This is a genomic window from Archangium sp., assembly GCF_036388035.1.
Lineage (GTDB): Bacteria > Myxococcota > Myxococcia > Myxococcales > Myxococcaceae > Archangium.
The window spans coordinates 1-12,275 of record NZ_DASVSO010000771.1 but is presented as its reverse complement, the minus strand read 5'-3'; the positions used below and the strand labels follow the sequence as shown (position 1 = coordinate 12,275).

The following is a 12,275-nucleotide window of genomic DNA, read 5'->3' as shown; positions in this document are numbered from 1 at the left end:
AACCCCTTCGTGGACGTGACGACGGTGAACCGCTTCCAGTAGCGCCATCCGAGGGCCTGGCGGGCTGGATGCTGGGGGCAGCTCGCGCACGACCGGGGAAGAAGGTGTGTTAGGGCCCACGTCTCCGGTCTCTTCGCTTTCTTCGTGGAGGTTCCAGCTCCGTGTTCGCCTTGTCCGCCACCGCCCTGCTCGGGCTGGCCCTGCTCGCCGCACCCGTGAACGCCGCCGAGCGGATGCCACTGCCCACTTGCGAGGTGGGCACGCGCTACATCGAGTTGGCGGCGGAAGCCCCCAGCAAGCCGCCGGAGGTGTGCATCCGTCCGGAACTGTCCCTCAACCTGTTCTTCAACGCGAAGCTGGCGCGCGTGGACGTGGAGGGGCGGGAGCGGTTCCGCCGCGTGAAGGTGATGGACGACACCCTGACGCTCGTGGCCTCGGAGGCGCTGCACGACGGAGAGCGCGTGCCGGTGACGGTCTACTTTCAGGACGGCGCGGCCCCGATGAGCGCCACCTTCGTGCTGGTGGTCCACCCGTCCCAGGCGGAGCGCCAGGTGGAGGTATCGCGCCACGAGCGCACGCTGGCCTCCCTCCGGCAGGGCGAGCAGCAGGCGCGTGCGGAGGTCCAGCAGTGCCGGGAAGAGAAGGCACGTCTCCAGGCCGAGTGCGGTGGGCAGGTGGGACTTACGGGCCTCATCGAGAATGGGTGGCTCTACGACAAGGACATCGTCGCCAACGTGATTACCCTCAACGTCACCCAGCGTCCGGGAGACTCGCTTGTCATGCGGAGGGTCATCAGCTACCGGGCCGTCGGACCCAAGGGGCGAGGACGAGTGGCCGTGAAGGTGGAGTTGCTCAACACGGGAACGGTGCCCTGGACGCCTACGGGGGCGGCCCTGGTGGGCTCCAAGCGCGAGGCGCTGACGGGGCTGACGGTGTGGCCCCTGGAGGCCATCCCGCCGGGGAAGTTCCAGAGCATTACCGTGGAGATGAACGCGGCGGAGAGCGAGGCCCGAGGCACCTTCGCGCTCAAGCTGTGGGGCGAACAAGGCGGAGCTGCGGGCGTGACCCTCGACGGCGTGACATTCCCCTAGACGTGCCGGGAGGCGTAGGGGGCGTGAGCCCCTTCCGGGTGACACGCTGCTTGACGCTGGCGATGGCGGCCAGGGCCTGCTTCCGCACCTGGTTCCCCCGGCGCATGCGTCGGAGTCGACGTTCAGCATCCTCCACCATCGCCCAGCCCAACGGGGCCTTGGTGGGGTCACGGTCGGCCGCCCACTCCAAGGTTTCGCAGGCAGCGTGCATCCGGTATTCCAAACTCGGATACCCGAGCCGCCGCACGCGGAGCAGCGCCCTGTGGTACTCCACCCAGGTGCGCGCCCGGAAGTGCGCGAAGCTCAAGATGTGATGCGCAACCAACCGTCTGATGTGCCGACGCTCCCACTCCGATCCCGCCTCGCGCAGCAGCCTCTTCTGGAGAGCCATATACTCCCGGCTTCCCTCCGCGAAGGAGGCCGACACATTCTGGAGTAGGGCCACGCTGAGCTTGTCGAACTCCATGGCGACTCGCTGCCAGAAGAACTCGCGGGGGGGTTTCATGGCTCAGGCTCCTGGACACTTCTTCTTGTTCATGCGCTCGGGCCAGAAGCCGTGTCGCGAGCAGTAGACGAAGCAGTCTCGACACTGGGTGGTGCCATACAAGCTACCCGGCTTCTTTCCGATCTCCTCGATGCAGCGGGCGTAGTAATCGGCACACCTCCTCTCCCTGTCCTCTTGACTCTCTTCGTTGTCATCCCGAGCCTCTTCCTTCTCTCCGTCTTCCAGGGATCGGAGCCCGGGCGGGCCAACGTTGATGGGTTCCGACCGCGCTGGGGGCGTCGCACCGCACAGTTCGTACTGGCCGGGGTGCTGCTTGAGGCAACAGGTGACGGTGCTGTCCGTCTGGTTGCACTCCGCACTGTTCAAGGCGAATGACCCCGAGCCGTACCTGTAAGCCTCTGTAGAGGCACACCCCGAGGCCAACACCACGGCGAAGGCGACCGCCATGAACGGAGTGGACAAGTTGTCCGCCCTACCAGGTCCCAAGAAGCGCATGAGCCCTCCCACGGTGGGTTGTCATGCGATCTCTGGACTAAGTCGCAAAGACCATCAATCCAGGTAATGCCATAATTCCTCGTCGCGTGGGGTTATCAACACGTCCAACCGTCTACTGGCCGATCAGCCGGGTTTCAGGTGAGGCGTAGGACTTGAGAACTCCTTGGGATTGCGCTGGGGCACACTCCTCACGCGTTAGCTACCCACTCCAATAGGTTGAGGCAAGCTACCGACTTGCGCGGTTGCCCGGGACTTTTTTCAGGGGGTCATCCGTGTTACCTGAAAGGAACCCATATTACCACGTGAGAACCTAAAAGGTTCAGAGAGGACCCTCGTGAACGATCCATCGACCAACGACCGTTTCCCCATCTACCCCACGGGTCCGGACGGTCTTCTCTTCGAGGGACCCACATACCGCTACACCTTCGTCTCCCCGCTGCTGGACTCGCCGGACCCTATGGCCATCGCCCAGCGCACCCCCGTGAAGGGAGAGGGCGTACCGTGCCGCGTCATCCTCAAGCGGGTACAGATGCCGCCCGAGGACGAGCGCCGCCAGCGCGCCGTGGAGGAAGTGCGGCTCGCCACTCGGCTGCACCACCCGGGTATCGCCGAGGTGTATGGGCTGGAGGAGCACGAGGGCACGCCCTACGTGGTGCTGGAGCATTCCCCGGGCATCTTCCTGGCGACGGCCATGGAGACGGCGCTGCTGCTGGGCAGGACGCTCGCACCAGCACATGCCGTCTACATCGCCGCCGAGGTGGCCGACGCGCTCCACTACGCCTGGACCAGCCAGGGCGAGGATGGCCAACCGCTCCACCTCGTCCACCGGGCCGTGAGCCCTACGAGCATCCGGTTGGAACTCAGCGGTCGGGTGACGCTCACCGACTTCGGCGTGGCGTACTCCCGGATGGTCGGCCGGTTGGACACGCCCTCCAAGGTGCTACGTGCGGAGCTGGCCTACGCTGCCCCCGAGGTGATGCGCCGCCAGAAGCCGGATGGGCGGGCGGACCTCTACTCGCTGGGCATGGTGCTGCTGGAAATGCTGTCGGGCCAGTACCCGCTGGATCCGCCAGACGTGAACGTGCCGTTCAGCGGGTCCTCGGAGGTGAACCGGTACAACGCCCGCGTCCGCCCCGAGCGCCCCACCTGGACGAGCGCGGGGGAACTGGCCAACCGTATCCTGAGCTTCGGCCCGGATGACGTGGAGCGGGTAGCCGCCCAGGTGGCCGAGCCGCTCAAGTGCATCCTCCACAAGGCCCTGCACGCCCACCCCGATGACCGCTACCAGACCGCCGGTGAGATGCGGGACGAGCTGCGCGCGTGGCTCAGCAGCCAGGGCAAGTCGTTCGGGCTCTCCGAGGCGGCGGTGGAGCTGGGAACCCTCCTCCGCGAGAAGCCCGCCCCCCAGGAGACGCGCGCCTTCCCCATCGAGAAGGGGGTCCTGCCCACCCCCGAGGAGGAAGCCACCGAGGAAGAGACGAAGGACCGGAGTGAGTGACCATGAAGAGGAGCGACCACCTGACGAAGAAGAAGCTGACCGTCCACCTGGGCACGGCCCTGCGAGAGGCCCGGCTCAAGACCCAGTGGACCCAGGCGGACGTGGCCGACCGCGTGGGCGTGGCCACCGAGGTGTACGGGCGGATGGAGCGAGGCAACCTGACGCCCAGCGTCCCCAACCTGCGGAAGCTCTGCTTGGCGTTGCGGGTGGACGCCAACGCGGCCTTGGGACTCGATGCCCGCGACGGGGCGGAATGGCTCAAGGAAGCCGACCCTGGCTCGGAGGACCCACCTCGCTTGCGCCGCCTGGTTCGCACCCTTCGCCAGTTGGGGGATGACCAGCTCGCCGCCATTAGCGGCATGGTGCGCACCATCGCGCAGCACTCGTAGCGAGGAAGCCCCCGCCTCCGGCCCGATCACTCTTGGAGGTTGGCGCCGGGAATTCCATTCGCCACCGCCCAGGAGAAGTTCGCTAGGGTGGCCCCTCACCAAGCAGGTTGGAGGGGAACCATGCGAGTCAAGCTCGGGGACAGCGTTGTCCTGGTAAATGAGAGCGGCCGTCCGGTGGGCATCGTCGAGCGGCGGAGCGGCAACCTCCTGACGGTGCGAGTGCCCGACTGGGACAACAGACAGGCGCGTGCCAATCGCGGCGATGTGCGCCCGCTCGCCGAACTCATCTTCGAGGCGAAGCGGAACGGTACGAAGATCAGCAACTCCCTGAGCATCGCCGGCAGGTCCACCCTGGCCGAGCTGGTGAGCGCGTTCGGCTACGAGACGAAGGCGAAGATGCACGGCGCCTCCCTCGACAAGGTGGTGCAGCAGCTCCAGCGCGCGGGGCTCACGGTGGACCCTGCCACGGTCAACTGGCACCGCAACGATACCTTCGAGCTCCTCCTGCGCTAGGCCAGCCAGGGAGACCTGGAGCCCAACGAGGGCGAAGAGGAAGCCCCGGAGGCGCTCACGCCCACGGCCAGTCTCCCCGAGACCTTCTGGCCTGCGGCGTTGGGACTGCCGGAGCGTCGGCAGGTCTCATTCCTCCGGGCGCTCACGGGCCGCGCCCCCATCCTCGCGTTGCTCTATCTTCCGGACGACCCCACCATGGAGCGGTGGCTGCCCGCTACCTGGGAGGGTCTCGTCTCCTGGGCGTTTCGGTCCGCCCAGGACTTCCTGCGCCGTCCCTACGGCGAGGGGGGCGCACCCGACGTGGTCAGGGGGCCCGCGACCCTGCTCCAGGCCTACCTCCAGCCGGGGATCCTCTCGGCGGAGGGTCCCCAGCTCGATGATCGCTCCCGGCGGCTCAACCTCGTCATCCTGCGCAAGGAGTCCGAGTCCCCCGTGGACTTCGAGCGGCTGAAGGCCACCTGGCCCGGTCCCCTCTTCGAGTTCGACGGGGCGGCGGCGGTGAGGAGCGGTGCCCCTGTCCGCCACCTGCTGCTCACCGTGGGCGGCTCACCGGAGCTGGCGGATGACGTGGCCAGCCAGGAACTCTCCCCGCTCAAGTTGCTCCTCTGGAGCCGGGAGGCCACGGCGCAGGTGGACGCGCAGACGGTGGGGACAGTCGGGGAGCTGCTCGCCCGCGAGAAGCTGGGGAAGCTCAAGGGGAGCAACGAGAGCGGCCAGGCCATTGCCCTCAAGGCGCAGCTCGCCCAATGGGTGAAGCGCCGCAACCCCAAGGCTCGCTTGTCCTTCGAGCACCACCAGGTGAACGACTCCGACGAGGACGGGCACCCGGGCAAGGTGAGCCGGGTGGATCTCAAGGTGGAGGGGGAGGGACTCTTCGAGGTGGAGACGCTCGTCGGCAGTGGTCCCATGGAGGTCTTCAGCCAGCAGAAGGTCTTCTCTCGCCTGAAGGACGAGCACTTCTCCCTCGTCGTTCCGAGCGAGGCCCTCCTCTGGGCGGGCCCCTTCCTGGCGGACATTGCGCACCACCTGGGTACGCAGGGACAGGTGCTGCTCCCGGCCTCGAGCGGACGCTTCGCCGTCCTCCAGCCCGCCTCTCTCGAGGACATCACCTCGGAGGTGGAGGATCCGAAGGAGGCCGCTCGTTCCTCTTCCGCCATTGAGTCGGAGGAGAAGGTCGTCGAGATTCCGCTGAAGCTCGCGGACATCGCGGGCTACACCTCCGTCGTGAAGACCATCCGGGAGCGAATCCTGTGGGTGGAGGAGTACCGCAAGCAGGTGGTGGGCCTCTCCCGCGCCTCCGGCATCCTCTTCTTCGGTCCTCCCGGCTGCGGCAAGTCGCGACTGGCCCGAGCCATCGCGGGCGAGCTGGAGCAGGATGTCCGGCTGCTGGGTCCAGCGGACCTCCGGGGCCGCTACATCGGCTGGGGCCAGATGATGATCCGCGAGCAGTTCGACTGGGTGCTGGAGCGGGAAAACAGGATGCTCGTCATCGACGAGTTCGATGCGGTGGCCCGCTCCCGCCAGACGAGCCAGATGCACAGCGACGAGAAGGCCGACGTGAACGAGTTGCTCGTTCAGCTCGACCGGACGAGCCGGAAGGGGCGGCTCATCGTCGCTACGACCAACTACGTGGGCTCGCTGGACGATGCCGTCACCCGGAGCGGTCGCTTCGGCCTCTTCGTGCCCGTGCCCCCTCCTGACCTGGAGGAGTCAGTGGCTATCATGCGCTACTACCTGGGGCAGTTCGAGGGCCGGCGTGGACCGGATGCCGTCGAGGTGCGGACCCCAAGCGTCGATGAGCTGCGCCGTGTACTCGTCCCCCTCTTCGAGGCTCAACGGGCCGAGAGGAGCCTGTTCTGCGGAGCGGACCTGGAAGTGGCCGTCAACGAGGCCTTCCGGCGGTGTGCACGCGAAGCGCTCCCTCCCGGTACGCCGAAGCGGGCGGTCAAGGACATCGTCATCCAGGTATCCGCGGACGTAGTGGCACGTGCGCTCGACGAGGGACCTCGCTCGGTGGGGGAGAAGGCGGTCCGGCGCTTCCTGAAGGACGCTGAGCGCCACTGTGGTCGGCGCGAGGCCGAGGCCCTGCGCGTGCGTCTGGGGATTGCCCCTCCCGAACACTGATGCGCGAATCGCCCATCTGAAGCGAACTGCGGCCTGGTGCCCTCCACCGGGCCCTCACCTTCGACAGAGAACTCCTCCGGGCGGGTGGGACCGACACTGGCGGCTGACCGGATGAGGCTTTGAACTCCAGCCCACTCACTCTGCGGGGTTGGAGTCGGCAACCTCCAGCAGCTTACGCAAGAGAGCCAACCTATCCGGCGACCACACCTGCAAGATGTGGATGATGCGGCTCAGTTCCGGGTGCTCACCGGCCACGGGCGGAGGAACTGGTGCCGTCTCCACGCGGGCCTGGGCTCCCAGGGACAGGAGCACGTCCGAGGAGATGCCCAGGGTCTCGCACATGCGCCGTAGCGTGGGCACGCTGGGCGTCATCATCCCGCGCTCGACCCGGCCGTAGACTCCGGACTTCAAGCCTACCTTCTTGGCCACCTCCGCCTGGGTGAGCCCGAGCCGCAGGCGAGCAGCCCGAGCGGCATCACCCAGCAGGCGTTGCAGCTTCTCGTCCATGCCGTGGGTCTACCGTAATGGGAAGCGCGCCGCGATGAGCAACTGGCTGGGGGGGGGCGGCAAGCGAGTGTCCCTAGATTCGATTAGGACACGCGCCGACGGTGCGCAGCAGGGCGGTGCGCGTCAGACCAGGAAACGGCGCGCCTTCGCCGGAGTCGTGCTGTAGCTGTACTGGCCGGTACTGCGGTAGGTGTTGGAAGCGGCGACGTTGGCGAAGGTGCGGAGGAACTCCGCCCGAGTCATCTCGTAGGTGCCGTCCGGCGTTTCGATGCGGAACGACTGGTCATCGGCCAGTCCATCAATCACTTCGGCCCTGAAGAGGAGGCGGGTGGCTCGGTAGCTGTTGGCGCGAAGCGCTGCGACTCGACGGGGCTGAGTCGGCCCGGGAGCCGACATCAGGGGGACAACCTGCGGCGCGGGCGCGGCGGGCCGTGGCGTGTCTTCGCGGGCCTGCGCGTCGCAGGTGTGAATCACCTCAATAACCTCGGGGATCTCCCCCAGCCCGGCCCACACCTTGGGAACTGCAAAGTGGTTAGAGGGCGAGAGGAGCCGCCGCAAGTGCTCCTTCAGCGTGTCGAGCGGGACCGCCTCCAACGGGGTGCGCGTTCGCAGCCCCACGCCATCCACGTGCGCCAGCTTCCATCCCGCCTTGTAGAAAGCCTCGAACCGCCCCAATCTCGTGAACTCCACAGGGATCTCGCCGTTCGCCGCGAGGGCGGCGACCTCCGCAAGGGTGGGGCAGTTACCCTCCAGCGCCAGGGTGAACGCCCAGACGGCGGGACTGTTGTCACACGGGACAAGTGTGCGACCTGATGGGTGCGTCGGGGCCGGACCCCGGCGCGCGGAGTCCTTTCGAACGAAGAGCGGGAGGGCGGGGGTATGGATCCACTCGTGGAGCAGTGCGTCCCACGCGTGCGCCACCTCCGGCTGTACGCGCGGACGTAGCGGGTTCGCTGCCCAGGCGGACGCGAAGGCAAGGAGGGGTTCGCGGAGTTCGGTGGGAAGCCGGGGCGGGCAGGTGGGGATCATGCGTTTCGTATCTCCACTTATCAGGGCGCTGGCGGCTTGCTTCACGCAGCCGCAGAGGTCGGACAGCTCTAAGTAGGTGGGCTGCCGACGCTGCTGCTCGCAGCCGGTTCATGGAGGCTGGTGGGCAGGTACTTCGCGTGGGTGCGCCGGAGGTAGTCCAGGGCCGTGTCGCGGTCGGCGGAATACTTCAACTGGTCCTGGAAGAAGGTGAGGCGACCCCGGCAATCTTCCAGGAGTTCTCCCCATGACTTCACCCAGACGCGTATGGGAAGATGCTCGTCCTCGTAGAAGATGCCGCGGGCGCGGGAGCGCTGCCGGCTCATACTGCGGACCATCTCATCCACATCGTTCGAGATGGCCCAGAAGACCCACCGCGTGGTGGTGTCACGGAACCGCTCGTCCTTCGCCACGGCCTGCGCGTACCTCTGAATCTGAGCGGCCACCGTGAGGTCGATGGATTGGCTGGGGCGTTTCAGCTCCACGATGAGGTGCTCTCGCTCCTCGGCACGCTGTTGAGGGATTCGGCGCGAGAACATGAGGTCCACCCGGCCTCTTCGCCCGTCCGGCTGGAGCACCGGCGCCAGCACCACCTCGTCCCTGCGGCCCGTGAGTTCCAGGTGCCTGCGAAGCACCGTGGTGAGCGACTCGTCATCCACGGACAGGTTGAACTCCTCACCGAAGACCCAGGTCTGCTCGGCGAGCATGCGGTGGAGCTGGTCCACTTCCCGAAGCTCCTCGCGGGTGTCGTAGAGCAGCAGCTCCAGGCCCTTCAGGAATTCGAGCCGGTCAGCGACGAGTTTGGCCGCGTTAATGATGGAGGAGAGGGTCGTCTTGTCGAGCAGCTCGGCCAGCTCCGTCTGCTTCTCCCTGGGCAGATCGAGGACGTCCCGAAGAATCCGCTGCACGTCCTCGGGGCTCTCCTCGATGGCCTGCCGCAGGAGTCGGAGTGACAGCCGCTTGCTGAGCGGGTCCGATTTCTCGAAGTCCGGCAAGTAGTCGTGGATGTTGAGCGCGCACACGTCGAAGACTTGGCGCTCACTCTGCTCGATGACGTTCTTGGGCTGGCCCTCGTAGGGGTAGACCTTCTGCTTCTTCCACTCCTCCACCACGCTTACTGCCTTCTCAGCGCTGCGCTTGCGGAAGTAGTCGCGCATCGACTGCTTGGCTGAGTCGATGAGCTGGCGCAGCCCCGGATGCAGCTCTTCCAGGTGAAGTGCCTGGTTGACCTCCAGCTCCCGCACGTAGTCCGACTTGAGGTAGGCCGTGAAGTTGAAGCCGGGGGCCTGGATCCCCGGCGGCTGGCGCGAGAGTGCAAACCCGTGGGCGTCACACAGCACTAGCGCTCGTTCCATCGGCGCCCACCATTCGATGATCTCCAACTCGGCCCTGATCTGGCGGCCATCGTCCAGCGTCAGGGGGGGCAGCGCGTTACTTTCGACGCGCGAGGCGAGGCTCAACGGCTCGATGTTCTTCCCATTGAAGACGAGCCGGATATTCGGATAGTTGCGCAGGTACAGTGCGAAAAGTTCGGAGAACTCCTCAACGGCCTTCCCGGACTGAAGACCCGGCAGGTTCCTGTCGATGTCCGTGATGGTGACGGTCGTGCCCGCCTGTCGTCCCTGTGGCGCCTCGACGGGGTCGGAGACCGAGAAGGACTTCAGGTCTTCCTTCCTCGCAGAGAGGCTGAAGATGCGGAGCTTGCCGTCCGCTGCCTTGAAGCAGCTCTCCCACGTGACCGTGCGCCCCAGGGCGAACGCACGGAAGCGTCCCTCTCCGGCCTGCCCGTGCAGGATGCGGTTGCCACTCCGGGAGCGCCGCTGGTTCCTCTTCCACGAGCCGCCCAGGTTCTGGAAGACGCGAAGGGCTTCCTCATAGTCGATGCCGTGCCCGTCGTCCTCGACGCGGATGCGCTCCAGCCCGCCCAGGCCGTTCTCCTTCAGGTTCAACACGACCGTGGTGGCGTCCGCATCCAGCGAGTTCCAGGCCAGTTCCGCGAGCGCGACGATGGGCCTCCGGATATTAAGCATCCGCTCCAGGTGGTCTGCCTGGACTTGAACCGTCAGCTTCTTCATCTGCCTCCTCCCGGTGGTGCGGTGAGTGTCGCCAGCATGAGCCTAGCTGCCGCAGCGGCTGAACCCCACGGGACCCTACACCGGCCCGAAGGAGTCTGACGCCCAGCGGGCATGCCCGACAATGGGGCGCCTTCTACCCGGCAGGGGCAGGTTCCCCGTGACCGCGTGGTTCGCGTGACGGAGCGCTGTACGGATTCTGTACGGACCCGGCCGGTGGCGAGTGAACGCCAGCGAACAGCCACGGTCAGTCAGAATAGGGGGTTATGGCCAGGGGTTCAGCAGGTGAGGGGCAGTACCGGAATTATGAGACCGCCGCTCTAACCAGGTGAGCTACCTGGCCAAAAAGTGCGCCCTCTCGGAGCGGGACCGGCGCCCCGCTGCAAGAGGATAGGTGAGCCGAAGTGAGGCCGGCCTCCCAGCAGGCGACCGCCGGGACCGGCTTCCAGGTGCGAAGCCAGCTCCTCGGGCTCTCCGGGGAGAGGAACACCGGCCCGCGCCGCCCTAGTCCCAGATGAAGAGCCACTTCACGCCCTTGGCCAGCCCGTAGAAGATCCACCCCACGGGGCCCGGTCTCACGGGCCGCTCGAAGTCGAGCTGCACGGTGGCCAGCGCCACCGCTCCCTCCAGCGCCTCCAGCCGCGCCTGGAGCGACTCGTACTCCGCCGTCACCCGCTCCAACTCCTTCTCCACCAGCACCGCCTCGGACACCGTCGCCGCCCTGTCCAGGAGCTGCAGGTAGCGCTGCCTCGCCCGCTCCAGCGTCTCCAGCCGCACTCTCAGGTCCTGGTGCGCCTCCGTCACGTCCTCGGCCGACACCCGACGCTCGGCCACGGTGCCCAGGCCCGGCACCTTCTCCAGGAACGTGTCGAGCTGTCCCGCCGGGATGCGCACCGTCGCCGAGGCGTCCGTGACGAGCTGGGCGTAGCCCCCGTGCGCCTTCGCCAGGGCCACCGCCTCCGCGGGCCCCTGGTCCGGCGCGGGACGCTCCAGCCGGACCGACACCGTCGTGATGAGGGAGCGGTCCTTCAGCGCCTGCCCCGAGCCGGGGGCCTCCTGGGACATGCCGGGCGAAGGAGCCATGCGGGTGGCGCAGGCCGGGAGCACGAGCAGCAGGATCAGGAAGGGGAGGCGCACGGGATTCCTTTCGACTCGACGAAGCGCGCCCTGGGACGCTCTCGGCGCGGGCCGGGTTCCAGGGAGCGCGGGCTCTTCTCTAGAGGTGGAGCGGGGATCCTCGGCGAACGAGGCCTGGGCGGCCGGGTCCGGAGCTTCGAGGAGGCAAGTGCCGTGCGCCGCTCCCCGTGGCGGCGCTTCTCGGCGGATCCGAGCGGGGGGCTCGGGGGCGACACCGGCTGGGTCGAAGGTTCCGGAGACGTACGGTCCAGGGCTCCGGGAGGCGCACCGCGGACGCGGCGCTGACAGCTAGGAGGCTCGAGGCAGCTTGTGGCGGCCTATGCCGTCCTCCGCGTCGTCCGACTCATAGTAGAGGGTGGCCCCTCCCTCGTCGTAGACGACCAGCACGCGCTCGCTCTGGTCCAGCAGCCCGGTGGCGGCTGCTTCCGCCTTGCGGACCAGCGTGTCCGTCCGCAGGGGGCGCTTCTTGTTGTTGCCTGTACGCACTGACGCACTGGGCATGTGGGGGATGACTCCTTGGAGCCCTCACGTACAGCGAGGGAGGAGCGTGCTATAGCCAACGGAACAGTTCGTTGACAAGCGCTTGACAAGCGTCGGCCGGAGGCGAGGTAAGGAAGCGTCATGAATCGTCTTCTCGTCCCGTGTCTCCTGTTCACTCTATGTCTGTCCCCGGCCGCGCGGGCCCAGAGGCCTGCTCCGCCCCCGCCGGAGTCTTCCAGCCCCGCGTGGCTGCCGCGCGGGGCCATGGTGGGCACCTCCATCCGGGGCGGGGCCGTCGCACCCCAGGTGCGGCTGAACTGGCAGGTCCCCTTCTACCGGGGCCGCCGGGACAGCCTCTCGCTGCTCATCGAGCCGATGGCCGCGTACACGGTGGCCTTCCCGTCCACCCTCGACGAGGACGATGATGTCCCGGGCACC

The 12,275-nt window shown here is 67.2% G+C and carries 11 protein-coding genes and 1 pseudogene; 6 read left to right on the top strand and 6 right to left on the bottom strand.

The genetic code is table 11. The features are described 5' to 3' along the window. Positions 1-161 precede the first annotated feature (161 nt). Positions 162-1,091 carry a DUF2381 family protein gene (locus VF697_RS31745; RefSeq protein WP_331100838.1) on the top strand — a complete coding sequence of 310 codons (930 nt, stop codon included), beginning with the start codon at positions 162-164 and terminating at the stop codon, positions 1,089-1,091. A gap of 508 nt (positions 1,092-1,599) precedes the next feature. Here VF697_RS31745 and VF697_RS31740 read toward each other — a convergent pair. Next, entirely contained in the window at positions 1,600-2,091 is a 492-nt protein-coding gene (locus tag VF697_RS31740; RefSeq protein WP_331100836.1) for a hypothetical protein, read from the bottom strand. A 334-nt stretch (positions 2,092-2,425) separates the two neighbouring features. Here VF697_RS31740 and VF697_RS31735 point away from each other — a divergent pair, with 334 nt between their 5' ends. From VF697_RS31735 to VF697_RS31720, 4 genes are all read left to right on the top strand, one after another. Further along, positions 2,426-3,589, top strand: coding sequence for a serine/threonine-protein kinase (locus VF697_RS31735; protein WP_331100834.1), 1,164 nt, complete (start codon positions 2,426-2,428; stop codon positions 3,587-3,589). Between the two features lie 2 nt (positions 3,590-3,591). Further along, entirely contained in the window at positions 3,592-3,978 is a 387-nt protein-coding gene (locus VF697_RS31730) for a helix-turn-helix transcriptional regulator (RefSeq protein ID WP_331100832.1), read from the top strand. 120 nt (positions 3,979-4,098) lie between these two features. After that, complete coding sequence (locus VF697_RS31725; protein WP_331100831.1) at positions 4,099-4,491, top strand: hypothetical protein; 393 nt, start codon at positions 4,099-4,101, stop codon at positions 4,489-4,491. A 195-nt stretch (positions 4,492-4,686) separates the two neighbouring features. Then, positions 4,687-6,615 (top strand): ATP-binding protein, encoded by a 1,929-nt coding sequence (locus VF697_RS31720; protein WP_331100829.1) that lies wholly within the window; start codon positions 4,687-4,689, stop codon positions 6,613-6,615. Positions 6,616-6,750: 135 nt separating this feature from the next. On the opposite strand, the gene VF697_RS31715 is transcribed toward VF697_RS31720, so the two are convergent. From VF697_RS31715 to VF697_RS31695, 5 genes are all read right to left on the bottom strand, one after another. Then, positions 6,751-7,122 (bottom strand): helix-turn-helix transcriptional regulator, encoded by a 372-nt coding sequence (locus VF697_RS31715; RefSeq protein ID WP_331100828.1) that lies wholly within the window; start codon positions 7,120-7,122, stop codon positions 6,751-6,753. Between the two features lie 123 nt (positions 7,123-7,245). After that, positions 7,246-7,797, bottom strand: a complete 552-nt coding sequence (locus VF697_RS31710) for a hypothetical protein (RefSeq protein WP_331100827.1) — start codon at positions 7,795-7,797, stop codon at positions 7,246-7,248. A 422-nt stretch (positions 7,798-8,219) separates the two neighbouring features. Then, the gene (locus tag VF697_RS31705) at positions 8,220-10,223 is read right to left on the bottom strand and encodes an ATP-binding protein (RefSeq protein ID WP_331100825.1); all 2,004 of its coding nucleotides are present in this window, start codon (positions 10,221-10,223) and stop codon (positions 8,220-8,222) included. A gap of 501 nt (positions 10,224-10,724) precedes the next feature. Then, positions 10,725-11,357 carry a DUF4349 domain-containing protein gene (locus tag VF697_RS31700; protein ID WP_331100823.1) on the bottom strand — a complete coding sequence of 211 codons (633 nt, stop codon included), beginning with the start codon at positions 11,355-11,357 and terminating at the stop codon, positions 10,725-10,727. Positions 11,358-11,645: 288 nt separating this feature from the next. Then, the gene (locus tag VF697_RS31695) at positions 11,646-11,858 is read right to left on the bottom strand and encodes a hypothetical protein (RefSeq protein ID WP_331100821.1); all 213 of its coding nucleotides are present in this window, start codon (positions 11,856-11,858) and stop codon (positions 11,646-11,648) included. 120 nt (positions 11,859-11,978) lie between these two features. Here VF697_RS31695 and VF697_RS31690 point away from each other — a divergent pair. Beyond that, positions 11,979-12,275, top strand: a pseudogene (locus VF697_RS31690) (hypothetical protein); the annotation flags it as partial.

What these genes read in the sequence shown, in the direction of transcription:
- VF697_RS31740 (WP_331100836.1), bottom strand. Translation starts at nt 2,091, where the DNA reads ATGCGCTTCTTGGGACCTGGTAGGGCGGACAACTTGTCCACTCCGTTC.
- VF697_RS31725 (WP_331100831.1), top strand. Translation starts at nt 4,099, where the DNA reads ATGCGAGTCAAGCTCGGGGACAGCGTTGTCCTGGTAAATGAGAGCGGC.
- VF697_RS31715 (WP_331100828.1), bottom strand. Translation starts at nt 7,122, where the DNA reads ATGGACGAGAAGCTGCAACGCCTGCTGGGTGATGCCGCTCGGGCTGCT.
- VF697_RS31730 (WP_331100832.1), top strand. Translation starts at nt 3,592, where the DNA reads ATGAAGAGGAGCGACCACCTGACGAAGAAGAAGCTGACCGTCCACCTG.
- VF697_RS31720 (WP_331100829.1), top strand. Translation starts at nt 4,687, where the DNA reads ATGGAGCGGTGGCTGCCCGCTACCTGGGAGGGTCTCGTCTCCTGGGCG.
- VF697_RS31695 (WP_331100821.1), bottom strand. Translation starts at nt 11,858, where the DNA reads ATGCCCAGTGCGTCAGTGCGTACAGGCAACAACAAGAAGCGCCCCCTG.
- VF697_RS31705 (WP_331100825.1), bottom strand. Translation starts at nt 10,223, where the DNA reads ATGAAGAAGCTGACGGTTCAAGTCCAGGCAGACCACCTGGAGCGGATG.